Annotated in this window: 22 protein-coding genes; 15 read left to right on the top strand and 7 right to left on the bottom strand. The window is 59.0% G+C overall.

Annotated features, from left to right (window positions below; all coding sequences use genetic code 11):
* Position 1: 1 nt before the first annotated feature.
* From AACS24_RS05365 to AACS24_RS05330, 8 genes are all read left to right on the top strand, one after another.
* Positions 2-418: a tail fiber assembly protein gene (locus tag AACS24_RS05365; protein WP_108572594.1), complete on the top strand. Its 417-nt coding sequence runs from the start codon at positions 2-4 to the stop codon at positions 416-418.
* 168 nt (positions 419-586) lie between these two features.
* A complete protein-coding gene (locus tag AACS24_RS05360) occupies positions 587-1,765 on the top strand; it encodes a phage tail sheath protein (RefSeq protein WP_108572593.1) in 1,179 nt (392 codons plus the stop codon).
* A 12-nt stretch (positions 1,766-1,777) separates the two neighbouring features.
* Positions 1,778-2,296: a phage major tail tube protein gene (locus AACS24_RS05355; RefSeq protein WP_108572592.1), complete on the top strand. Its 519-nt coding sequence runs from the start codon at positions 1,778-1,780 to the stop codon at positions 2,294-2,296.
* Between the two features lie 63 nt (positions 2,297-2,359).
* The gene (locus AACS24_RS05350) at positions 2,360-2,644 is read left to right on the top strand and encodes a phage tail assembly protein (RefSeq protein WP_108572591.1); all 285 of its coding nucleotides are present in this window, start codon (positions 2,360-2,362) and stop codon (positions 2,642-2,644) included.
* A gap of 8 nt (positions 2,645-2,652) precedes the next feature.
* Positions 2,653-2,784, top strand: coding sequence for a GpE family phage tail protein (locus AACS24_RS05345; protein WP_108572652.1), 132 nt, complete (start codon positions 2,653-2,655; stop codon positions 2,782-2,784).
* Positions 2,781-5,147 (top strand): phage tail tape measure protein, encoded by a 2,367-nt coding sequence (locus AACS24_RS05340; protein ID WP_108572590.1) that lies wholly within the window; start codon positions 2,781-2,783, stop codon positions 5,145-5,147. Before AACS24_RS05345 ends, AACS24_RS05340 begins: the two co-directional genes overlap by 4 nt.
* A 12-nt stretch (positions 5,148-5,159) precedes the next feature.
* Positions 5,160-5,651 carry a phage tail protein gene (locus AACS24_RS05335; RefSeq protein WP_108572589.1) on the top strand — a complete coding sequence of 164 codons (492 nt, stop codon included), beginning with the start codon at positions 5,160-5,162 and terminating at the stop codon, positions 5,649-5,651.
* Positions 5,648-6,817 carry a phage late control D family protein gene (locus tag AACS24_RS05330; protein WP_108572588.1) on the top strand — a complete coding sequence of 390 codons (1,170 nt, stop codon included), beginning with the start codon at positions 5,648-5,650 and terminating at the stop codon, positions 6,815-6,817. Before AACS24_RS05335 ends, AACS24_RS05330 begins: the two co-directional genes overlap by 4 nt.
* Before the next feature lie 64 nt (positions 6,818-6,881).
* Here AACS24_RS05330 and AACS24_RS05325 read toward each other — a convergent pair whose 3' ends face one another.
* Entirely contained in the window at positions 6,882-7,235 is a 354-nt protein-coding gene (locus AACS24_RS05325) for a hypothetical protein (protein ID WP_108572587.1), read from the bottom strand.
* Positions 7,236-8,811: 1,576 nt separating this feature from the next.
* Between AACS24_RS05325 and AACS24_RS05320 the strand changes: the two genes are divergently transcribed.
* Complete coding sequence (locus AACS24_RS05320) at positions 8,812-10,263, top strand: aminoacyl-histidine dipeptidase (protein WP_033114876.1); 1,452 nt, start codon at positions 8,812-8,814, stop codon at positions 10,261-10,263.
* 81 nt (positions 10,264-10,344) lie between these two features.
* Here AACS24_RS05320 and djlA read toward each other — a convergent pair whose 3' ends face one another.
* Genes djlA through AACS24_RS05305 form a run of 3 tightly spaced genes read right to left on the bottom strand, consistent with a single transcriptional unit; the run spans position 10,345 to position 12,873 of the window.
* Complete coding sequence (gene djlA, locus AACS24_RS05315) at positions 10,345-11,178, bottom strand: co-chaperone DjlA (RefSeq protein ID WP_033114877.1); 834 nt, start codon at positions 11,176-11,178, stop codon at positions 10,345-10,347.
* A 19-nt stretch (positions 11,179-11,197) separates the two neighbouring features.
* Entirely contained in the window at positions 11,198-11,866 is a 669-nt protein-coding gene (gene murU, locus AACS24_RS05310; RefSeq protein ID WP_108572586.1) for an N-acetylmuramate alpha-1-phosphate uridylyltransferase MurU, read from the bottom strand.
* Entirely contained in the window at positions 11,863-12,873 is a 1,011-nt protein-coding gene (locus AACS24_RS05305) for an aminoglycoside phosphotransferase family protein (protein ID WP_033114879.1), read from the bottom strand. The genes murU and AACS24_RS05305 overlap by 4 nt, the downstream gene beginning before the upstream one ends.
* Before the next feature lie 174 nt (positions 12,874-13,047).
* On the opposite strand from AACS24_RS05305, the gene lptD reads away from it, so the two are divergent.
* Genes lptD through AACS24_RS05275 form a run of 6 tightly spaced genes read left to right on the top strand, consistent with a single transcriptional unit; the run spans position 13,048 to position 19,821 of the window.
* A complete protein-coding gene (lptD, locus tag AACS24_RS05300) occupies positions 13,048-15,504 on the top strand; it encodes an LPS assembly protein LptD (protein WP_108572585.1) in 2,457 nt (818 codons plus the stop codon).
* 26 nt (positions 15,505-15,530) lie between these two features.
* Positions 15,531-16,829: a peptidylprolyl isomerase SurA gene (surA, locus tag AACS24_RS05295; protein ID WP_108572648.1), complete on the top strand. Its 1,299-nt coding sequence runs from the start codon at positions 15,531-15,533 to the stop codon at positions 16,827-16,829.
* Positions 16,829-17,824: a 4-hydroxythreonine-4-phosphate dehydrogenase PdxA gene (gene pdxA / locus AACS24_RS05290; protein WP_108572584.1), complete on the top strand. Its 996-nt coding sequence runs from the start codon at positions 16,829-16,831 to the stop codon at positions 17,822-17,824. The genes surA and pdxA overlap by 1 nt, the downstream gene beginning before the upstream one ends.
* Positions 17,814-18,626: a 16S rRNA (adenine(1518)-N(6)/adenine(1519)-N(6))-dimethyltransferase RsmA gene (gene rsmA, locus AACS24_RS05285; protein WP_033114882.1), complete on the top strand. Its 813-nt coding sequence runs from the start codon at positions 17,814-17,816 to the stop codon at positions 18,624-18,626. The genes pdxA and rsmA overlap by 11 nt, the downstream gene beginning before the upstream one ends.
* A gap of 4 nt (positions 18,627-18,630) precedes the next feature.
* Positions 18,631-18,993, top strand: a complete 363-nt coding sequence (apaG, locus tag AACS24_RS05280) for a Co2+/Mg2+ efflux protein ApaG (RefSeq protein WP_108572583.1) — start codon at positions 18,631-18,633, stop codon at positions 18,991-18,993.
* Positions 18,994-18,999: 6 nt separating this feature from the next.
* Positions 19,000-19,821 carry a symmetrical bis(5'-nucleosyl)-tetraphosphatase gene (locus AACS24_RS05275; RefSeq protein ID WP_033114884.1) on the top strand — a complete coding sequence of 274 codons (822 nt, stop codon included), beginning with the start codon at positions 19,000-19,002 and terminating at the stop codon, positions 19,819-19,821.
* Positions 19,822-19,897: 76 nt separating this feature from the next.
* Here the strand turns inward: AACS24_RS05275 and AACS24_RS05270 are convergent, their stop codons facing one another.
* The 3 genes from AACS24_RS05270 to AACS24_RS05260 form a co-directional block, all read right to left on the bottom strand.
* Positions 19,898-20,398 carry a 2TM domain-containing protein gene (locus AACS24_RS05270; RefSeq protein ID WP_108572582.1) on the bottom strand — a complete coding sequence of 167 codons (501 nt, stop codon included), beginning with the start codon at positions 20,396-20,398 and terminating at the stop codon, positions 19,898-19,900.
* 227 nt (positions 20,399-20,625) lie between these two features.
* The gene (locus AACS24_RS05265) at positions 20,626-21,615 is read right to left on the bottom strand and encodes a luciferase-like monooxygenase (RefSeq protein ID WP_108572581.1); all 990 of its coding nucleotides are present in this window, start codon (positions 21,613-21,615) and stop codon (positions 20,626-20,628) included.
* 144 nt (positions 21,616-21,759) lie between these two features.
* A partial coding sequence (locus AACS24_RS05260; protein WP_258223110.1) for a YjiH family protein occupies positions 21,760-23,125 on the bottom strand: 1,366 nt, incomplete at its 5' end.

The raw sequence follows: 23,125 nt of genomic DNA, 5'->3' as shown, positions 1-23,125 counted from the left end.
TATGGCTGGAAAATTCTTCTCGAAGAGGACTGGTGGTTTCTATACCAAATCGATCCACGGAGCAGATATTCCTGATGACGCAAAGGCGATCGACCAAGCCAGGTATGACGAACTCATGGCAGGTGCCAGTGATGGAAAGATCATTTCATCGGATGACGATGGTTATCCAATCCTGCTATCGCCGCCAGAACAACCGGCCGCCGAAAAAGCGCTGGCAGATCTTGAGACCAGAGTAAGCATTGCCAACCAGCAAATCGCCATCCTCAAACCTGCTGTCGATGGCGGCTACGCCAAGCCGGAGCATACTCAGCTGCTGTCCGACTGGCAGCGCTGCCGCTACGAGCTGACGCTGGTGCCAGAACAACCTGGCTGGCCAGAAGAGCCGCAATGGCCCACCGAACCGGACAAGGTAATCTGACCAAACCACCACCCCGCCCTGTGCGGGGTGTTTTCTTTATGCCCGCCACCGTCTGCGGGTGTGTAGCAGCCCCACACACCCGCGCCAGCTCGCCCGCCGTGCGCCGCCCCTGCATCCTGACCGTGCTCACATTGATCACCTCCGTCCGGACACAGGAGAACCGCCACCATGGCACTCGACAGTTACCACCACGGCGTGCGCGTCGTCGAAGTCAACGAAGGCACCCGCACCATCCGCACCATTGCCACCGCCGTGATCGGCCTGCTGGGCCATGCGGAAGATGCCGACGCCACCGTATTCCCGCTCAACAAGCCGGTCATCATTACCGACGTGCAAAAGGCCGTTGGCAAAGCGGGCACCCAGGGCACCCTGGCCAAAGCACTGCAAGCGATCGCCGACACCGTCAACACCATCACCATCGTCGTACGCGTTGCCAAAGGCGCCACCGACGAAGAGACCTCCTCCAACGTCATCGGCAAGGCGCTGCCGGATGGCAGCTTCACCGGACTCAAGGCACTACAACGGGCCAGCTCTGCCGTCGGCATCACCCCGCGCATCATTGGCGCGCCGGGGCTCGACACCCTGCCGGTAGCCACCGAACAGGCCGCCGTGGCGGTCAAGCTGCGCGCCTTCACCTACGTTGCCGCCCACGGCTGCAACACCCCGACCGAGGTGCTGGCATACCGCCAGAACTTCGGCCAGCGCGAACTCATGCTGATCCACGGCGACTTCACCAAATGGGACACCACCGCCAACGCCGAGGCCACCATCTGGGCCACAGCCAAAGCAATGGCAGAACGCTCCAAAATCGACAAAGAAATTGGCTGGCACAAAACCCTATCTAACATCGCCGTCACTGGCGTGCAGGGGCTGACCAAGCAAGTGTTCTGGAGCCTGCAAGACCCCGACACCGACGCGGGCCTGCTCAATGCCAACGATGTCACCTGCCTGATCCAGTCAGAAGGGTTCCGCTTCTGGGGCTCCCGCACCTGCTCGGATGATCCCCTGTTCCAGTTCGAGAACTACACCCGCACCGCCCAGATCCTCGCCGACACAATCGCCGAGGCCATGATGTGGGCGGTAGACAAGCCGATGACCCCCACCCTGGTCAAAGACATCATCGACTCGGTCAAGGCCAAGGGCCGCGAGCTGGTCACCCTCGGTTATCTCATCGGTTTCGACTGCTGGTACAACGAGGAGGTCAACGACAAAGACACCCTCAAGGCGGGAAAGCTCTACATCGACTACGACTACACCCCCGTGCCGCCGCTTGAAAACCTCATGTTCCAGCAGCGCATCACCGACCGCTATCTGGTCGACTTCGCAGCCCGCGTGGCCGCAGCATAAGGAGCATCAACAATGGCACTGCCAAGAAAGGTCAAACAGCTCAACATCTTCATCGACGGCACCAACTGGATTGGTGAAGCGGAAGATTTCACCTTTGCCAAACTGTCGCGCAAGTTCGAGTCCTATCGCGGCGGCGGCATGCCGGGCGCCGTCAATATCGACATGGGGCTCGACGACAGCGCACTCGACACCGAGTTCACCATGGGCGGCTACAACGCCGAGATCATCGGCAAGATGGGCAGCAGCAAAATCGACGGCGTCATGCTCCGCTTTGCGGGCTCCATCCAGCGTGACGACATTGCCGAAGTGCAGCCGGTCGAAATCGTCACCCGTGGCCGCATGAAAGAGATCGACTGGGGCACCGCCAAAGTCGGCGACAACAGCCAGGCCAAGGTCAGCATGGTCAACACCTACTACAAGCTGACCATCAACGGCCAAGTCATCCACGAAATCGATCTGGTCAACATGATCGAAATCGGCCCCGATGGCGTCGACCGCCAGGCAGAACACCGCAAGGCCATCGGCCTCTAATCAACCCAACCACATCCGGGCGGCATGGCCGCCCGTTACTACATAGCGAACAGGAAAAACACCATGGAACAGAAAGAAATCACTCTCGAAACCCCCATCCAGCGCGGCGAAACCACCCTCAACAGCCTGATCATCCGCAGCCCCAAAAAGGCTGGCCACCTGCGCGGGCTCAACACCATGGACATCGTCCAGATGAACGTCGATACCCTCATCAAACTGCTGCCCCGCATCACCGACCTGACCGAAAAAGAAGTGAACGACATGGACCCGGCTGATCTGCTCAAAGCCGGGGTAGTGGTGGTCGGTTTTTTGATGGGCTCGCAGCAGGAGGCCTACCTCACTGCATAGACGACATGATGGCCGACTTGGCCATCATCGCCCACTGGCCGCCGTCTGAAATGGCGGCCATGGAGCTCGACGAGCTGATGGGCTGGCACCAACGCCTTGTTGAGCGATACAACCACATCAACGGGGCAGACGAATCATGAGCACCCTCAAGTTACAAATCCTGCTCGGGGCGGTGGACAAACTCACCGCCCCCCTCAAGGCCGTCACCGGCCAAAGCCGCATTACCGCCAAAGACCTCGCCGACACCAAAGCCAAAGTCCGCGATCTGGAAAAGCAGAGCGCCAAGATTGATGGCTTCAAGCAACTGGGCGCCCAGCTGGGCGTCACCAATGCCAACCTGCAAACAGCAAAAGACCGATTCGAGCAGGTAAAGCAGACCATCGCAGCCACCGCCAATCCGACCAGAATGATGGTCAATGAGTACAACAAGGCAGAGAAAGCGGTGAGGGAACTAACAGCCAAGCAGGCTGAAATGAACTCCAAATATGAGGGAATGAAACTCTCGCTCCAGACGGCAACCATGGGGACAAAAGACCTCGCCAAGACACAGGAGCGCCTGAAAAACGCAACCGCCGCCGCCAATGAGAAACTGAAACAGCAACGAGCTGATCTTGATCGCATGGCGGCCCAGCAAAAGCGCATCGCCCAGGTCAAAGCCAACTACGACAAGACCATGGCCATGCGGGGAACCATGGCGGGCTACGGTGCTGCTGGCATGGCTACCGGGGCGGCGGGACTCTACAAAATCAACTCGATCGCCTCGGTCGGTCTCGACTTCGACGCCCAGATGTCAAAAGTGCAGGCACTCACCCGCCTGCAGAAGGGCAGCGTCGAGCTGGCCATGTTGCGTCAACAGGCTCGGGATCTCGGGGCGTCAACCAGCTTCACCGCTATGGATGCCGCACAGGCACAGGGATTTTTGGCGATGTCTGGATTTAACCCGAAGCAGATTCAGGCGGCGATGCCATCCATGCTAGACCTTGCCAAAGCCTCCGGCGTAGGGCTTGACCAGACCGCTGATATCGCCTCAAACATTCTCAGCGCCTTCAAGCTGGAAGCGTCACAGATGGGGCAGGTAAGCGATACCCTGGCGCTCACCATGACAACCTCAAACGTAGACCTCAACATGCTGGCGGAAACCATGAAGTACATGGGCCCAATCGCCAAAAAAGCGGGGATGAGCCTGCAAGAGGCCGCAGCCTCTGCGGGCCTGCTGGGGAACATCGGTATTCAGGGGTCAAACTCGGGTACGGCACTACGCGCCATGTTGAACCGCTTGGCAGGGCCGACCAGTAGCGCGGCCAAACTGATGAAGAAACTGGGGGTCACGACCAAAGACACCAGCGGCAACATGCTCAACATCATCGACATCATGACGCAGGTGGCCCAGAAAACGGAAAAAATGGGTAACGCTGACCAGCTGGCAACGTTCAAGGAGATATTTGGCGAAGAAGCCGCATCAGGCATGGCTGAACTGATAGGCCAAGCCGGGGCCGGTGGCTTTGCCAAATATGCCGCCATGATAAAGCAGCAAAGCAAGGGGGTTGCCAAAGAGATGGCCTCAGTCATGGGGGATAACGCCCGCGGCGATCTGGACAACATGACCTCGGCATGGGAAGACCTCAACATCCAGATGCTGGAAACCCAGAACGGGCCACTGCGCGGCCTGATCCAGCAGGTGACCAACCTGACCCAAGCCGCTGGCGTCTGGATGCGTGAAAACCCCGAACTCACCGCAACCATCACCAAAGTCGCCGCAATCACCGCAGTCACAGCCGCCGTGGGCGGTGGCCTGCTGCTGGTGCTGGCTGGCCTGCTGGGCCCTATCGCCGCTCTCAAGATGGGATTTGGCATGATGCTGACAATGGGCGGGCCAATGCTGACCCTGATTAAGGGGCTGACATTTGGCTTTTTCAGGCTGGGGATTGCCATCCTCACCACCCCCATCGGCTGGATTATCGCGGGCATTGCCGCCATCGCAGTTGGCGCTTACCTCATCTACAAGAATTGGGATCAGCTCGGGCCGTGGTTCAAATCCACCTGGGAGAAGTGCAAAGCGGCGACCGGTGAATTCTGGGACTACCTGACCACCTTGCCATCCCGGGCGCTCAATGCGGGCAAGGCTATCATCGACGGCCTGATCGGCGGCATCTCTGCCAAATGGGAAGAGCTCAAAGCCAAGGTGAAATCCATCACCGACATCCTGCCGGACTGGATGAAGGGGGGATCGGCTGTCACTGCTACCGTGCGGCAATCGGGTTACCTGACCGGCAACTATGCCCAGCCAGCCATGGCCACCGGCTACGGGCCGACCATGTACCAACCGCCCAAGCTGGCACCGGCCAGAGGGGGTGGGACAACCCAGATTCACGCCCCCATCAGCATCGTCCAGCAGCCGGGGCAATCCGGCGCCGATGTGGCGCAAGAGGTACGCCGTGAGCTGGAGCGCCGCGAACGTCAGGCATCGGCTCGTACCCGCGCCAGCCTGCGCGACACCAACTAAGGAGACACCGCCATGATGATGACCTTGGGCTGGTTCGTGTTCCAGCGCTCCACCTTCGCCCCCCAGTCACAACAGGATGACCGCGCATGGCGCCACCCGGGCAACCCTCGGGTCGGCGCCCGTCCGGCCTATCAGTTCACAGGGCCGGATGATGAAACCACCGTGCTATCAGGCACCCTCTACCCTGAACTGACTGGCGGGCCGGTCACCCTCGACCTGCTGCACGAAATGGCCGCCACCGGCCAAGCCTTCCCCCTGATCCAGGGGGACGGCGTGATGCGGGGCTATTTCGTCATCGAGCGCACCAGCGTCACCCGCAGCGAGTTTTTCCAAGATAGTGCAGCCCGCAAGATTGAATTCACCATGAACCTCAAGCGTGTGGACGACGACGAAACCACCTTTGGCAGCAAGCTGCAGGGCCGTGCCATCGGTGGCATCGCCAGCCGACTGGGTATCAGCAACATCGTCGGCACCATCGGCAACAAGATCGGGGGCCTGCTGTGAGCCTGTACGAAAACGCCAAAGAGGCGGTCAGCACTAACCTGACCAGCCAGCTGGGGCAATTCAGCATTGAGGGGGCCGATCACAAGGCCCCGGCTTACCAGATACTGATCGACGGCAAGGACGTATCAGACAAGATGCGGCCCCGCCTGATAAGCCTCACCATCACCGACAATCGCGGCTTTGAAGCCGACACAATCGACATCGAGCTGGACGACAGCGACGGCAAGCTGGCAATGCCGCGCCGCGGCGCCAGAATGCGCGTCAGCATAGGCTGGCAGGGCCAACCGCTGGTTGATAAGGGGGAATACACCATCGACGAGGTGGAGCACACCGGCACCCCGGACAAGCTCACCATCCGGGGCAAATCGGCCGATCTGCGCGGCAACCTCAACAAGCTGCGCCAGACCAGCTATCACCAGCAGACCGTCGGCAGCATTGTCGATGCCATCGCCCAGCGCCACAGCCTAACGCCAGCCTGCGCCGAACGCTTCAAGGGCATGCAGATTGACCACATCGACCAGCAGAACGAAAGCGATCCCGCCTTCCTCACTCGGCTGGCCGGTCAATGCGGGGCACTGACCACCATCAAATCGGGGCGACTGCTCTTTATCGGTCAGGGCAAGGGGCTCGCCGCCAGCGGCAAACCGCTCCCCTCTGTCACCATCACCCGCCAGGACGGCGATCAGCACCACTTCGCCGTGGCTGACCGCGACGCTTACACCGGCGTCGTCGCCAACTGGCACGACCCGAAGAAGGCCACCACCGAAGGCTCGACCGTCAAGCGCAAACGCAAGAAGAAGCCAAAGCCGGAACAGGAACTGCCAAGTGACACCACCGTCGACAAAGAGGGCCGCGAGCTGCTGATCGGAGACAGCGAGAACGTCAAGGTGCTGCGCCACATCTACGCCAACCAGACCAACGCCATGCGAGCAGCCCGCGCAGAGTGGGAACGGCTACAACGTGGCGTTGCCGAGTTTGAGATCACCCTCGCCACGGGGCGGCCAGAGCTCTACCCGGAACAACCAACCACCGTCAGGGGATTCAAACCACAGATCGACGAGGCCAGCTGGGTACTGACCAAGGTCTGCCACAGCCTGACCAACAGCGGCTACACCAACACCATCAACCTCGAAGTGGCCATCGACGACCTGTCGGATGTGGAGTGAGTAACAAAAGGGAGCGCAGATGTGCGCTCCCTTGTTTTTGACTCTACTTCAATCTGTCTATCAATCAGGCCCTTTTTAAATGCCCCTCGGAGGCTTCAATCTCCATCGCCAGACGCTCTTCTTTGCGTTTGACGGCCAATGCTTCGGTTGCAATTCTCTTCATTTCGCAGTCAACGAAACGAGTTAAAGCCTGTCGAACCAGTGGTTGGTAACCTATTCCATGCAACTCCGCAATCGTCTTCAGATTTTCGATCAGCCCTTTTTGCAATCTAATCGAGATTGGTTGTAATGAAAGAGCCTCGCTAATCAAATCATCAGTGGAATGGTGGGATACTGCTACATATTGCTCATCGCTGCCCAGAACCCCCGAATCCCACGCTTCTTCTGTGCCCAGGATTGCTTTTTCTTGGGTGCTCATACAATTAACCCTCGCAAGTTTTATACCTCAGACTCGGCTTAACCAACGGCTTGCCAACACTAAGCAAGCCAAACTAAACGGCGAACTTGTTATAGATGCCAATCTCTGTTGGATTGGCTTCATACGCAGTCTTTATGTAAATGTCGCCGTCTCGAAGCATGAAACAGACCTTTAGCTTCCTGCCCCTGTCTGTTTCAGCAATAAACCATTCTGTAGGGGGGTTGGTCTGGTGGTCTTCTCTGGTGTCAATCAGGAACCCTTTGTCTCGGTTAGCAAAGGCCTCAACGACCTCACGCTCTTCAACACAATGTTTGACCTTAAGTTTGGCTCTTACCGCAGCCGATAGGATTAGTGCCAACTTCACCCCCTGCATTTACGTTGTATATACAGCGTATATTCAATGGGGGCAGTGGTCAACGATTAGCACAAAATATAAAAAAACGGCAGAGCAAACGCTCTGCCGCCTTTCTCGATCATCACATATCTCTGCCGCCATTTTGCCGCCACTTCCGCACCACCAAGAGAAGCAAACAAACCCAAGAGACTGATATATAACAATTTTTTAGCCAACAAAAATAAAATGCCAAAGAGCATAAAACTTTTTCGGCATATTATCGATCTCGAATAGTTGTACAAAAACAATCACTTAAAATAATGGCATCCGAAAGTATCCTCTCGAATGCCAATAAATGGCGGCTCTTGTCCGGCTGAATTCAGATTGCACTTGTTCCGCCTGAGGGATGACCTCGGCAGCAAATCTGATAGCAGTGGAAGCAAGGTGGACATATCCGGCGCTTGGGTCGATAAGAGTGCCAAAACCGCGGACAGGCTGTTGGGCCGATATGATAGCACCCTTTGCAGAGAAAATGCCTGGCAAACGTATGCCAAATTCAGGAAAAATTGGCCTCTTCATCTCCAAATGACCCAACTAGAGAGCCGAACGGCAAATGTTGCCCCCCTCTCATCAGCAACGATTGGCACTCATTGGCAAACGACAGATAAAAAAATAGCAGGGGGAGGATTTACCTCGCGCACCTGCTGCTTTGTCGTCTGCACCCAATCGGGTGACTTGCCCCTCAGGACAAGCTCGCCTTAGCGACGGCTGACGAAGGGATTAGGGTAGCTGAAACCCTGGGTATAGAGAGATGGGGCGAACCAATAGGTAGAGTTGCTGCCTGGCATCTTGAATCTCCTGATTGCTTAACAAGTTACGTACCTTTATGCGGGCTCAAATCCTTGAACGAACACTCGGTTCCATGGAGGCGCACTTGCTTTGCTTCGGTTCCCTGGAGGCTTTCATCGTCATCCTGACGGGTGGCGAACCACGGGAGCTAATTTACCAGCTGGCACCGTAAACTCAATCTTTTTGTGAAGCTCGTCACATAAATTTCGTTTCTGCCAAACAGTGTCACCCGAGCCTGACAATTGCACTGCCCCGGTAGCCACCGGCAGCACAACCGCCCTGCGATTTGCGCTAACCGCTCACATTTTTCTGCGATTGACTGTATTATCGTTATCCACTTTCCAGGCCCACTGACGGGGCCTCTCTCATTCCGTGCTGGTAAGGAGTCCTGACGTGGCACAACTAAGTTCCTTGTCCCCCCAACTGATTTGGCATTTCTTCGAACAGATCTGCTCCATCCCCCACCCTTCCAAGCATGAAGCCAAGCTGAGTGCCTGGATCGTCCAATGGGCGCAAGGGGAAGGTCTGGCGGTCAAACAGGATAACGTCGGCAACATCATCATCAAAAAACCGGCAACCCCGGGGATGGAAAACCGCAAGGCCGTGGTGCTGCAGGCCCACATCGACATGGTGCCGCAGGCCAACGCCGACACCAAACACGACTTCGCCAACGACCCCATCGATGCCTACGTCGATGGCGAATGGGTCACTGCCCGTGGCACCACCCTGGGTGCCGACAACGGTATTGGCATGGCCGGTTGCCTGGCAGTGCTGGCTGACAAGACCATCAAGCACGGCCCGCTGGAAGTGCTGCTGACCACTGACGAAGAGACCGGCATGACCGGCGCCTTCGGTCTGGAAGCAGGCTGGCTGGAGGGCGAAATTCTGCTCAACACCGACTCCGAAGAGGATGGCGAGGTCTATATGGGCTGCGCCGGTGGTGTCGATGCCAATATCCGCTTCCCGCTCGAGCTGGTTGATGCTGCGGAAGGTGAAGCATTCGAACTGGCCGTCAAAGGGCTGCGTGGCGGTCACTCCGGTTGCGACATCCACCGCGGCCGTGGCAACGCCAACAAGCTGCTGGTGCGCCTGCTCAAAGCAGCCGAGCCGCTCGGTATCCGTCTGGCCGAGATCCACGGCGGCACCCTGCGCAACGCCATCCCGCGCGAAGCACGTGCCACCCTGCTGGTACCCGCTGCCAGCGTAAACGAGTTCAAGGCGCTGGTTGACCGCTATACCGGTATCTACCAGACCGAGCTGGCCGCCACCGAGCCGAACCTGACTCTGCTGGTCAACAGCGCCGCCAAACCGGCCAAGCTGATGAGCATCTCCCTGCAGCAGCGCCTGCTGGATGCCCTGATGGCCTGCCCGAACGGCGTGATGCGCATGAGCGATGCCATGCCCGGCGTGACCGAAACCTCAACCAACCTGGGGGTCATCAAGACTCAGGATGGCGAAGTGTACGTCCAGTGCCTGATCCGCTCCCTGATCGACTCCGGTCGCGAGAGCATTGAGCAGATGACCCGCTCCCTGTTCACGCTGGCGGGTGCCAGCTGCGAATTCACCGGTGCCTACCCAGGTTGGGCGCCGAATGTGGACTCCCCCGTCATGGCGCTGGTGCGCAACAGCTACCAGACTCTGTTCGGCACCATGCCCAACGTCATGGTGATCCACGCAGGTCTCGAGTGCGGTCTGTTCAAGAGCGCCTATCCGGAGTGGGACATGGTCTCCTTCGGCCCGACCATCCGTGGGGCCCACTCCCCTGACGAGAAAGTACACATCCCGGCAGTCGAGCGTTTCTGGCAACTGCTGGTTCACGTACTGGAAGCCATTCCGGCCAAGTAAGCCAGCCCGGATCAAACGGCAAAACAAAGCCCCGCACTGCTGCGGGGCTTTTTATTGTCTGTTCCAGCCTGACTTTGGCGCTTAACGGATACCGCGGGCCTCGCGGATCCACTCCCAGGCTTGCTGGATTTCCTGGGTTTTCTCCTTGGCCATCTCCATCATCTCCGGCGGCAATCCCTTGGCGGCCAGCTTGTCCGGGTGATGCTTGCTCATCTCCTTGCGATAGGCGCGCTTGATATCCTGATCGCTGTCGCTCTCGCTCACCCCCAGCAGCTGGTAGGCATTCTTGAGGCGATCCGCCGAGGGAGGAGCCTGCCGATACTGCTGGCCATCCGCACCGCTCCCCTGATACTGGCCATGGGCCTGATTGAAGAAGTTCATCTGCGCCTCGGCCATAGCCAGAATGCGGGCCAGCTCGATGCGGCTGAAGCCCAGTTCATCGGCAATGGTGTGCAGGATGGCGCGTTCACCATCCTCTACCCGACCATCGGCAAAGGCGGCCTGCAGCTGTACTTCCAGAAAGAAGCGCAGGATATCGCGCTGGCCCTGGCTGGCACGACGAAACTCGGCCAGGGTCTCGCGCAGCGGGAAACCGGCCTCCTTGCCATGCCGGAACGAATCCTGCGCGCGGCTGCGCAGCTCGCCGGAAAGACGCATCCGATCCATCAGATTGGAGGCGACCCGGATCTCCTGTTCGGTCACCTGGCCGCTCGACTTGGCGATATGGCCCATCACCGAGAAGGTGGCATGGAAGAAGACAGCCTGTTGCTCCTGAGTCGGAGTGCGGCGAAACGCCCCCTGCAGCCCCATGCCGCGATCGAAACGGTGGCCAATCCAGAGGCCAATCAGGGCACCGATGATGTTGCCGAGCAGAAAACCGAAGAAGGCGCCCAGCACCTTACCCCAAATACGCATGGTTCAAGACCTCTTGATGTTATTGAGCGCGGTGCTGAAGCTGTTCGTCCAGCTCGCGCAGACGGTCGACAGTGCCGATATCGCGCCACTCGCCAGCCAGCAGACTGCCACCTACCAGACCTTGTGCCATCCACTCCCGCAACAGGGGAGCCAGCTTGCGGGCACCCGCAGGCAGACCGGCAAAAGCTGTGGGCTGATAGAGGCCGACGCCGCTGAAAGTAAAGGCGGGGGTGTCTACGACCTTGCCAGCCTGCAGGGCAAAGTCCCCGGCCGGATGCTGGGGCGGATTGGGTGCCAACCAGAGGTGGGCCTGATTCTCAGCCAAGGGCTGGCCAACCAGAGAGCGATAGTCGAGATCGAGCCAGGTATCGCCGTTGATCACCAGAAATGGCTCATCCCCCAACAGTGGCAGCGCCTGGATGATACCGCCGGCCGTCTCCAGCGCGCTCTCCTCGGCTGACCAGTGAATGGTCACGCCAAGCGCACTGCCATCACCCAGGGTCTCGACCAGCTTGTGGCCAAGCCAGGCGTGGTTAATCACCAGCTCGGTGACTCCGGCTGCTTTGAGCTTTTCGATATGGTGGACGATGAGTGGCTTGCCCCCGACAGCCAACAACGGCTTGGGCAGCAGGTCAGTCAGCGGGCGCATCCGCTCGCCACGGCCAGCGGCCAGGATCATCGCCTTCATGGTTTTACCCCGGCGTTGGCAATCCCCGGCAACACCACCTGCTCGAGCCACTGGCCAAAACGGGCCAATACCGGATAAGCGCTACCGTGGTTGCGACAGACATCCACCACGTAGCCGAGGGTACGGGGAATATCCTTGAGATAGCCGGATTTGCCGTCGCGATGATAGAGGCGGGTGAAAAGCCCCGCCGCTTTCAGATGACGCTGCATACCGGTCAGGTCGGCATCGCGGCGGAAACTGGCGTAATCGCGCTCGCCAAGCAGTCCAGCCTGCTGCAGGGTAGCAAAGCCGTGCTGCATCCCCTGCTCGATCACCGCGTCCGGCCAGCGTACATAGCAATCTTTCAGCAGGGAAACGAGGTCATAGGTGAGCGGCCCGATGACCATATCCTGAAAATCGATGATGGCGAGTTCGCTGCTATCAGGAGTGTCTCCGCCGCACACCATCAGGTTGCGACTGTGGAAGTCACGGTGCATCACCCCTTGTGGCTGAGCCAGATTGCAGGCGGTGAGACAGGCAAAGGTCTCGTCCAGCAACACCTGCTCTTCATCGCTCAGGGTCAGCTTTAGATGGTGACCCAGCAACCATTCGGGGAAAATGCTGTTCTCCCTCGCCATAAAGGCGGTATCGAAGGGTTCAAGCGCCAGATCCACCGACCCCAGTGTCGGCAACAGATCAATCGCCTTGCCATACCAGGCCAGCACGTTGTGCTCGTTCAGGCAGCTGATCAGCTGGGTATCGCCCAGGTCACTGACCGCCAGCAAACCCTGTTCATAATCAACGGCCTTGACCTCTGGCGCCAGCAACTGACGCGCATGCAAGGCGGCGGCATTGCGAACAAATTCATGATTTTTTTCGGTTTTCGGATTGGCATCTACCCATATCAGCCCGGCGCCACGGTAGTAGCGGCGGAAACTGGCATCACCGGAAATAAGGGTCAACTGAAGGGTGGCATCGCCTGAAATCTGGCGTGCCCACTGCAATAGCAGGGAATCGCGATCGTGCATAAGTAGGGGACCAAGGTGGAAAGCAGCACTTGGCTGTTAGCCCTGGCCGCAATAATGCTTTATCATTGCCGGCTAACATAAAGCAATGACATGCAATGTCAACTCGATGAAACCTGTCGTAAAATGCATGCCTTGGATCAACCGTATCTATCACGGATTGCACGAGTCTTTCACATGACAAAATGGACACTGGGATACCGTTATCCCATCGCCCTGACTATCAGCCTGGCACCGGCCCTGACATCCATGATGGTTCAGGCTGCCCCTTTTGAGACGCCGCCAGCCACAGGGATCCTCGACAGCCTCTGTTACGACTATGTCCCCAAGGTCGAAAAGCCAGCCTCTGCCGAGGAGGCCAATGCACTACCGGTCGAGGTGGATGCTGACCGCCTCGAAGCCAAGCAAGGCGGCACCGCCGTCTATGAAGGGGATGTCAAGGTTCGTCAGGGGGTTCGCAAGTTCGACTCCGACTATGCCCAGCTCGACCAGAAGAGCCGGGATGTCATCGCCATCGGCAACATCTATTACAACGACGGTCAGGTGACCGTCACCAGCGACAAGACCCTCAAATCCAACCTGGATACCAAGAACTCGGAGCTGGAAGAGGGCAAGTATCAGGTTCATGGTTCACCGGTGCGCGGCTTTGCCAAGCGGGTCACCATGACCAACAACAACCAGAACATCACCATGGAGGGGGCCCAGTACACCACCTGCCCCCCGGGTCAGGAGGTGTGGACCCTCAAAGCGGGCAGCATCGATATCGACCAGAAAGAGGTGTTCGGCGAGGCGTGGAACGCCAGCCTCTGGCTCTACGACTACCCGGTGTTCTACTTCCCCTATATCAACTTCCCCATCAAGGATGAGCGGAAGACGGGCTTGCTCTACCCCGGTTATACGCAAAGTTCCAGCAACGGCATGGATATTACCCAGCCCTTTTACTGGAACATTGCCCCCAACTACGATGCCACCATCACCTCCCGCTTTATGGACAAACGCGGCCTGATGGAACAGGTGGAGTTCCGCTATATGCCGGATCCCGCCCACGCAGGCATCCTCTACTTTGAAAACCTGGCTGACGACAAGCAATACGATGCAGGCAACCCCAGCTTCATCAACACGTCGACCGGCACACCTTACCTGTCCGATGGCCACCGCTATCTGATGAACGTGCGTCACGGCAGCAGCCTGATGGATGGCTCCCTGCGCTTTGGTGTCGATTACACCCAGGTGCGCGACAAGGATTACAACTACTTCAACGACTTCAGCCCGCCGGTGGGCACCCAGGTCGACAGCCAGTTGCAGCAATCCTTTACTGCCGGTTATTACCAGCAGAACTGGAACCTCACCTCAGAAGTGCGCCGCTATCAGATCCTGAGCCCCTACGCGCTGCTGCCCCACGAGATGCTGCCGCGTATCGACTACAACTACTACCAGCAGGGCAAGTGGTTCGATCTGGCCTGGAACAGCGAACTGACCAAATTTGGTTATGACAGCGGCAGCGCCAGTGCCCAGCAGGCCGGTGAGCGTTACACCACCACCCGTCTGCACCTGGCTCCGACCCTGACCGTGCCTCTCATCGATGCCCCTGGCTACTACCTCACCAGCCAGTACAAGCTGATGTTTACCTCCTACAACCAGGAGGTACCCAAGGATCTGGTCTACACGGATCGCTCGCGTTTTACCGACTCCAGCACTGGCCAGCTCACCCTTAAGGATGGCACTGTCAACCGTACCCTCCCCTCCTTCCGCCTCAAGGGTGGGCTCAACTTCGATCGCCCGGTTGACTGGTATGATGGCAAGGGTACCCAGACGCTGGAGCCGGAGTTCCAGTATCTCTATGTCCCCTATCGGGATCAGGACGATATCGGGATCTACGACTCCACCACCACCCGTCAGGATTACTACAGCCTGTTCAGCGATCGTCGTTATGCCGGTCTCGACCGCATCAGCGACGCCAACCGCGTCACTGCCGGTCTCACCAGCCGGATCTATGACAACGTAGGTGACGAGCGGCTGCGTTTGGCTGTAGCCCAGGCGTTCGAGATGACGCCGCCCAAGGTTCGCCTCTATTCTTCGGATCCCGAGAGCACCAACTCTCGCTCGCTGCTCTCTTTTGAGGGGGATGCCCGGGTCACGGAGCAGTGGTTTGCTCACGCAGGCACTCAATACGACACAGAAAAAAGTCAGTTCAGTGCGGCAAACGGCGCTGTTGAGTATCGTAACGAGAAGTTCATCAGCCAGGTCAACTACCGCTTTATCAAGGATGGCAATAAAAGCTACTACAACAGTGCTGTGGCAGAAGACTTGAGCCAGGCAGGTTTGGTGATGATGGCGCCGATCGCCGATCAGTGGCAGATGTATGGTGGCTACTACCGCGACATCCGGCAAAACGTCAATATTGATCGCAAAATAGGAGTCAAATATGACTCCTGCTGCTGGAGCATCAACTTGAGTCTGGAGTGGCACAACCAGCCAGACAACATCACTCTGAAGCCCATTTCCGAGAAATCGATCGGTCTTCAATTCGAGATGAAGGGACTTGGCAGTGTGGGTACCGGTGGCCGCAGCGTCACACTGGATACCGAGCTGTTGCCCTATGTTCGCCCGTTTAATCTGAAAGACCAGCAATGATGCTGGTCCAGCCTTGAGAGATGGATATGAAAAAGACCCTGATTGCCCTGCTGACCGCGGGTATGTTTGGCGCCATGAGCCAGGCCGCACTGGCGGCCCCCGAGCTGATGGACAAGGTGCTGGCCGTGGTCAACAAGGACGTGGTGCTTGCCAGTCAACAGGACGCACTGGTCAACAAGGTAAAACTCTCCGCCCAGGAGAGCGGTCAGTCCCTGCCGGACGATGCCACCCTGCGCAAGCAGGCACTGGATCGCCTGATCCAGGAGAGCCTGCAGCTGCAACTGGCCGATCGCCAGGGCCTCAAGATCAGCGATACCCAGCTGGAGCAAGCAATCCAGGGGATCGCCGCCGATAACAAGATGACCATGGATCAGCTGCGTGCCCAGTTGGCCCGTGAAGGGATGAGCTATGCCCAGTATCGGGAAGAGGTGCGCCGCGAGATCCTGATGAACGAGGTGCGTCGCAACCAGGTACGCCGTCGCATCAACATCTCCGATCAGGAGGTGAAGCAGGTGGTCGAGATCCTGAAAAAGCAGGGTCAGCAGCAGAACGAATACCACGTCGGCCATATCCAGATCTCTCTGCCGGATAACCCCACCGCGGCCCAGCTGGATGCCGCAAAGAGCAAGATCGAGCGTATCCTGACTGCCCTCAAGCAGGGTGCCGACTTCCGCAAACTGGCCATTGCCGAAAGTAATGGTCCAAAGGCGCTGGAAGGTGGTGACTGGGGTTGGATGAGCCCGCAAGAGATGCCGACCCTGATGGCGGAAGCGGTACAGGGCGCCAAGAAGGGCGACATCGTCGGCCCGCTGCGCTCCGGTGCCGGTCTGCACATCATCAAGGTGTTCGACACCAAAGGCCAACAGCAGGTGATGCTGACCGAGGTGAAGGCTCGCCACATCCTGATCAAACCCTCCATCATCCTGAGTGAAGAGAAGGCCAAGGGGATGCTGGACGGCATCCTGCACGACATCAAGAGCGGCAAGGCCAGCTTCGCCAGCATGGCAGAGAAGTACTCCGAAGATCCAGGCTCTGCAGTACAGGGCGGCGAACTGGGCTGGTCTGATCCCAACGTCTATGTGCCCGAGTTCCGCGACATGGTCAACCGCCTGCAGCCGGGCCAAATCAGTGTCCCGTTCCGTACCAGCCATGGCTGGCACATCGTGCAGGTGGAAGATCGCCGTAGCCAGGACGCCACCGACAAGGCGCAGGAGCAGCGTGCCTACCAGCTCATTTACAACCGTCGCTTCGTGGAAGAGTCCCAGGCGTGGCTGGACGAGCTGCGTGACGAGGCCTACATCCGCATCGAAGGCGCTGGTAGCTGATGAACTGCCGTCGCCTTGCCGTCACCCCGGGCGAACCGGCCGGGATTGGGCCTGATCTGGTGCTGCAGATAGCCCAGCAGGATTGGCCGCACCAGTTGGTGGTGATCGCCGATCCGGTGCTGCTGCGCGAGCGGGCGGCCCTGCTGGGGCTGCCCATCGAGCTTGAGCCCTATGATGCCAGTCAACCTGCTCAACCGCAGCGAGCCGGCACCCTGACGGTATGCCCTGTCTCTCTCGGTACCTCTGTGGTACCGGGCGAGCTGAACGAAGGCAACGGCGCCTATGTGCTGGCGACCCTGCAGCGCGCCTGCGATGGCAACATGAGCGGCGAATTTGCCGCCGTGGTGACCGGGCCGGTACACAAGGGGATCATCAATCAGGCCGGTGTCTCGTTTAGCGGTCATACCGAGTTCTTCGCCCAGCAGTCAGGTACCGCAGATGTGGTGATGATGCTGGCAACCGAGGGGCTGCGGGTTGCGCTGGCGACCACCCATATCCCCCTTGCCTATGTGGCGATGGCCATCACGGAAGATCGCCTCGGCAAGGTGATCCGCATCCTCAATGCGGATCTCGCTACCAAGTTTGGCATTGCCAAACCCCGCATTTACGTCTGTGGCCTCAATCCCCATGCCGGGGAAGGCGGCCATCTGGGACGTGAAGAGATTGATGTGATCGAACCCGCTCTGGCGACTCTGCGTCAGGAGGGGATCGATCTGGTCGGCCCGTTGCCGGCCGACACCCTGTTCCAGGAGAAATACCTCAAGGATGCGGATGCGGTACTCGCCATGTACCACGACCAGGGACTGCCCGTGCTCAAATACAAGGGCTTTGGCAGTTCGGTCAATATCACTCTGGGGCTTCCCTTCATCCGCACTTCGGTGGATCACGGCACCGCTCTGGATCTGGCAGGCAAGGGCCTGGCCGATTCGGGTAGCCTTGTCACCGCGATTAACCACGCCATCAAGATGGTAGAGAAAAAAAGATATGAGCAGTAAGGTGCACATGGGCCACACGGCCCGTAAGCGTTTCGGTCAGAACTTCTTGCACGATCGCTACGTGATCGACCAGATCGTGGCCGCCATCAATCCGCAACCGGGCCAAAACCTGGTGGAGATCGGCCCGGGTCTGGCCGCGCTGACCGAGCCGGTTGCCGCCCAGATGGACAAGATGACCGTGGTCGAGCTGGACCGGGATCTGGCGGCGCGCCTGCGCGAGCACCCGACCCTGAAGGACAAGCTCACTGTCATCGAAGCCGATGCCATGCGCTTCGACTTCAGCACCCTGATGGGTGAAGGCAAGGGGCCGCTGCGTATCTTCGGCAACCTGCCCTACAACATCTCCACCCCGCTCATCTTCCACCTGTGCGAGTTCGCCGATCGGGTAGAAGACATGCACTTCATGCTGCAAAAGGAAGTGGTGTTGCGTCTGGCCGCCGGCCCCGGCAGTAAAGCCTATGGCCGTCTGAGCGTGATGACCCAGTACTACTGCCAGGTGATCCCGGTACTGGAAGTGGGCCCGGGCGCCTTCAAGCCGGCGCCGAAGGTGGACTCTGCCGTGGTTCGTCTGGTTCCGCACAAGAACCCGACCATAGTCGCCAAGGATATCCGTTGCCTGAATCGCGTCTGCACCGAGGGCTTCGGCCAGCGTCGCAAGACCATTCGCAACAGCTTCTCCAACTTCATCACCGACGCCCAGCTGACCGAGCTTGGTATCGATGGCAACCTGCGCCCGGAGAACCTCTCCCTCGAGCAGTTTGTCATGATTGCCAACTGGCTGGCGGATCAGCCAAAGGCCTGATCCGGTGACACTCCCGCACATCGTTGTCCGCCCGTACCCCTCGTATGTGGCGGATAGCAAAGACCCCTACCAGTTTCACTATCTGATCGAGATTGAGAATCTGGGGCCTGGCCCTGCGCAACTGCTGCACCGGCGCTGGCTCATCACCGATGCCAATGGCAAGATGCAGGAAGTCTCGGGCCCCGGCGTAGTCGGGGAACAACCCCTTATTGCCGAGGGAGAGACCTACCGCTACCAGAGCGGCGTGCCGCTGGCGACACCGCTCGGAGTGATGGAGGGGAGTTACACCCTGCAAGATGGCTCTGGCCAGCAGTTTGAGGCGCCCATCGCCCCCTTCACGCTGGCCATCCCCAATATTATCAACTGAGGTTTCATGGCGAACTGTTTTGTCGGTGACATCCAGGGCTGTTACGACGACTTGCGCCGTCTGCTGGATCTTGCCAAGTTCGATCCCGAAAATGACGTGCTCTGGCTCTGCGGCGATCTGGTCGCCCGCGGCCCGGACTCGCTCAACACATTGCGCTTCGTCAAGGATCTGGGCAACCGTGCCGTCGCCGTGCTCGGCAACCACGACCTGCACCTGCTGGCGGTGGCCAATGGCGTCGCACCGCTGAAGAAGAAAGATAAGCTGCAGAGCCTGATGGATGCGCCGGATCGGGACGAACTGCTGGAGTGGCTGCGCCACCGCCCGCTGCTGGCCGAACACCCCGACCTGCCCATCATGATGGTGCATGCCGGTATCTCCCCGGCGTGGGATGCCCGCACCGCCCGCAACTGCGCCCGCGAGGTGGAGAGCCTGCTGCGCGGCGATCAGTACCTGTGGCTGCTGCACAACATGTATGGCGATCAGCCGGATGGCTGGAAAGATGATCTGGTCGGGATCGACCGCTACCGCTACATCATCAACACCTTCACCCGCATGCGCTTCTGCTACTTCGATGGCCGGCTCGACTTCAAATGCAAGAAGGGCCCCAAGGAGTCGACCCCGGGGCTGCGCCCCTGGTTCGAGCAGCGCGAGCATCACGTGGATGACCCCATACTGGTGTTCGGCCACTGGGCGGCCCTGATGGGCAACACCGGCAAGAGCGACATCAAGGCGCTCGATACCGGCTGTGTCTGGGGCAACAGCCTCACCCTGTGGCGCTATGAGGATGATGCCCTCTTTGCCACCCCCTGCCCCACTCACGCCAGCTAGGGCAGTGGTTGCAAAGACCCGAACCAATAAGATAGCCCGGCAACTTGCCGGGCTATCTTTTTCAAAACAGCTCTGGTTACAACTTGCGCCCCAACCGTTTCTCGATCTGGCGCCGCTCCCACTCCGGGCCAAACAGTTTGAAAGGCTCGAATATCCGAATGGCATGGGACGCCAACCCCAATCCCCACCCCAGTGCCGGCCACCAGGCCCAGATATAACCCGGGTTGCTCAGGTAGTTGATAGCAAACAACCCGCCGATCACCAGCAGATAGCTGGCGACATGGTGATAGAAGCCCTTGAGCCCCTCCACATACTTCATGGCGGCCCGCTCTTCGGCCGATACCTGCAATGCATCCTGTTCCATCGTGTCACTCCCTCTCATCTCATGCTCCTGTTGCCGTGTGCCGTCCAGTTGCGCCACATCGAGCTCAAAGACGGCGGCCAGGGCCTTGAGGGATTCCAGTCCGGGTTGCTGACCCTGCTCGATCCGCTGGATGGTGCGAACGCTCAGGCCGGTAAAGGCGGCCAACTGCTCCTGTGACCAGCCCCGCTGCAATCTCAACTTCCTGACGATCATCTCGAACTCCTTGTGGTTGCTTGACGGAGCCAGCATAGGGGCCGGAGGGTGGCAAGCGACACGACAGCAGCCTGACACCAACCTGACTTTCCTTTTAATTCAGTGCATTAGATAAAGGATCGGTATCTGAGAGCCAGTTCCCCAACAGCCCCTTTGCGAGAACCTGACAGCAGGGCGACACCAGACTCTCTCTGCAAGATAGCGCCTTTGTATATGGAGAGGCGAGCTTATAGATCCCGCATCAACGCGGCTGCGATATCGAAGGAGCGCAAGCGAGCCTGATGATCGACGATGGGGCCGTTGAACATCAGCTCATCAGCCCGGGTTTCCGCCAGCAACGCCTTGAGACCATGACGGATCTGCTCCGGATCGCCAACCAGAGAGCGGGCAAGGGTCTGCTCCATCGCCATCAACTCGCGTGGCGACCATTGATCGCCCAACTCAGCAACCGGTGCTGGCAGCTTGCCCGCATCGCCACGATGGAGGCGCAGGAACTGCTGCTGCAACGTAGTGAACTGGAAGCACGCCTCCCGCTCGCTGTCGGCGGCGATCATGTTGATGCAGACCACCGCATGGGGCTTGGGCCAGCGAGCAGAAGGGCGATACTGGCTGCGATAGATCTCAAGCGCTTGCAGCAACATGGCTGGCGCAAAATGGGAAGCAAAGCCAAACGGCAAGCCCATCGCCGCCGCCAGTTGGGCACTGTAGAGGCTGGAGCCCAGCAGCCAGACTGGCAGATGCAGTCCCTGCCCGGGTACTGCCTGCACCGCGCCAATCTCGTCGCCAAAGTAGCTCATCAGCTCGCGGACATCGGCCGGGAAATCATCCACCTCACCATTGCGCTGGCGTCTGAGGGCCCGCATGGTGCGCTGATCGGTACCGGGGGCGCGACCAAGGCCGAGATCGATGCGGTCGGGATAGAGAGAAACCAGGGTGCCAAACTGTTCGGCAATGACCAGCGGCGAGTGGTTCGGCAGCATGATGCCACCCGCCCCGATCCGCAGGGTGCTGGTTGCCCCAGCAAGATGGCCGATCAACACCGATGTCGCTGCACTGGCAATACCCGGCATGTTGTGGTGCTCAGCCAACCAGTAGCGGTGGTAGCCCCAACGCTCGGCATGTTGCGCCAGATCGCGCGAATGGCGGAACGATTCGGCAGGATGGGAACCCTCGGCAACCGGCACCAGATCGAGGAGGGAATAGGGAATGGCAGACATAAATACACTCCGTTGCATCACAATTTGCTAACAGAGGGGCACTCTACCATGAGATGTTCGAACGGAACACTTTCTGCCGTGGCAAACGCCAGATAGCAAAAGGCCACTCCACAGGGAGTGGCCTTAAGGCTATGGCAGTCTGTATCAGAACAGCAGATGGGCCATGCCGGCAATCACCGGCAGGGTAACCAGAGTGCGCATCAGGAAGATAATAAAGAGCTCCCACAACTTGACCGGGATCTTGCTGCCCAGCAGCAGCGCCCCCACTTCAGACATATAGATAAGCTGGGTCACCGACATGGCCGCGATGACGAAGCGGGTCATCTCGCTCTCGATGCTGGACGCCAGCACAGCCGGGATAAACATGTCGGCAAACCCGACCATGATGGTCTTGGCTGCCGCTTCGGCCTCCGGCAGTTGCAGCAGTTCGAGCAAGGGAACGAACGGCGCCCCCAGCCAGTTGAAGACGGGGGTATGTTCAGCCAGCATCAGGGCACAAGTACCGATCGCCATCACCACTGGCAGCACGCCAAACACCATGTCCAGCGCGTTCTTCACCCCTTCCCGCACCACAGCGCCGAGATCGGTCATCTTCTCGGCCTTGGTCAGGGCACGCTCGAGACCATAGCTCAGCACACTGTGCTGATGTGGCACCGACTCCTGCTTGCGGCACAAGGGAGTGCCATCGATATAGAGATCCCTCTTCCAGCAGAGCGGTGGCAGGCGTGGCACCACGATGGCCGCAACAACACCGGCCAGGCAGACGGTCAGATAGAAGGGAACAAACATGTGCTCCAGCTTCACCTGCGAGATCACCACCAGACAGAAGGTGATGGAGACGGCGGAGAAGGTGGTGCCAATGACGGCTGCTTCCCGCTGGGTATAAAACTTCCCTTCGTACTGCTTGCTGGTGAGCAGAATGCCGACGCTGCCATCCCCCAGCCAGGAGGCAAAGCAGTCCACTGCGGAGCGACCCGGCAACCGGAAGACCGGACGCATAATGCGGGTCATCATGGTGCCGACGAACTCCAGCAGCCCGAAATCGAGCAACAACGGCAGCAGCAGGCCAGCAAAAATGAAGACCGAGAAGAGCACTGGCAGCAGATCGTTAAGCACCAGCCCGCCGGTTGCGCCGGAGTGCAACACTTCAGGCCCGGTCTGGAAGAAGGTCAGCAGTACGAAGATCCCGCCCAGTACCCGCACACAGGCCCAGAAGGGGGAGACGTTGAAGAGGCTGTTGAGGAAAGGACGGCGTACCAGGATCGCCGGTTTGAACAACCAGGCGATGACGGTCATCAGCATGGTCGTGGTGATCACCGCGCTGACCATGGCAACCAGATAGTCGGCAAACACCCGCTGAACCAGCTTGGCCAGCACGGCTACCGGAATGGTGACATTCCCGTCATAGAGTACCGGAGTCATGAACAACAGGATCCCGATCAGCGAGGGGATCAAGAACATCAACAGATTGCGGCGGGTATTGACCGCAGGCGCTTCCAGACTCTTTTCC

Source organism: Aeromonas sp. HMWF016 (assembly GCF_963878195.1).
In the GTDB taxonomy this organism is placed as follows: domain Bacteria; phylum Pseudomonadota; class Gammaproteobacteria; order Enterobacterales; family Aeromonadaceae; genus Aeromonas; species Aeromonas lacus.
Note: the sequence above shows the minus strand (reverse complement) of the source record. Positions and strands in the feature narration are given on the sequence as shown.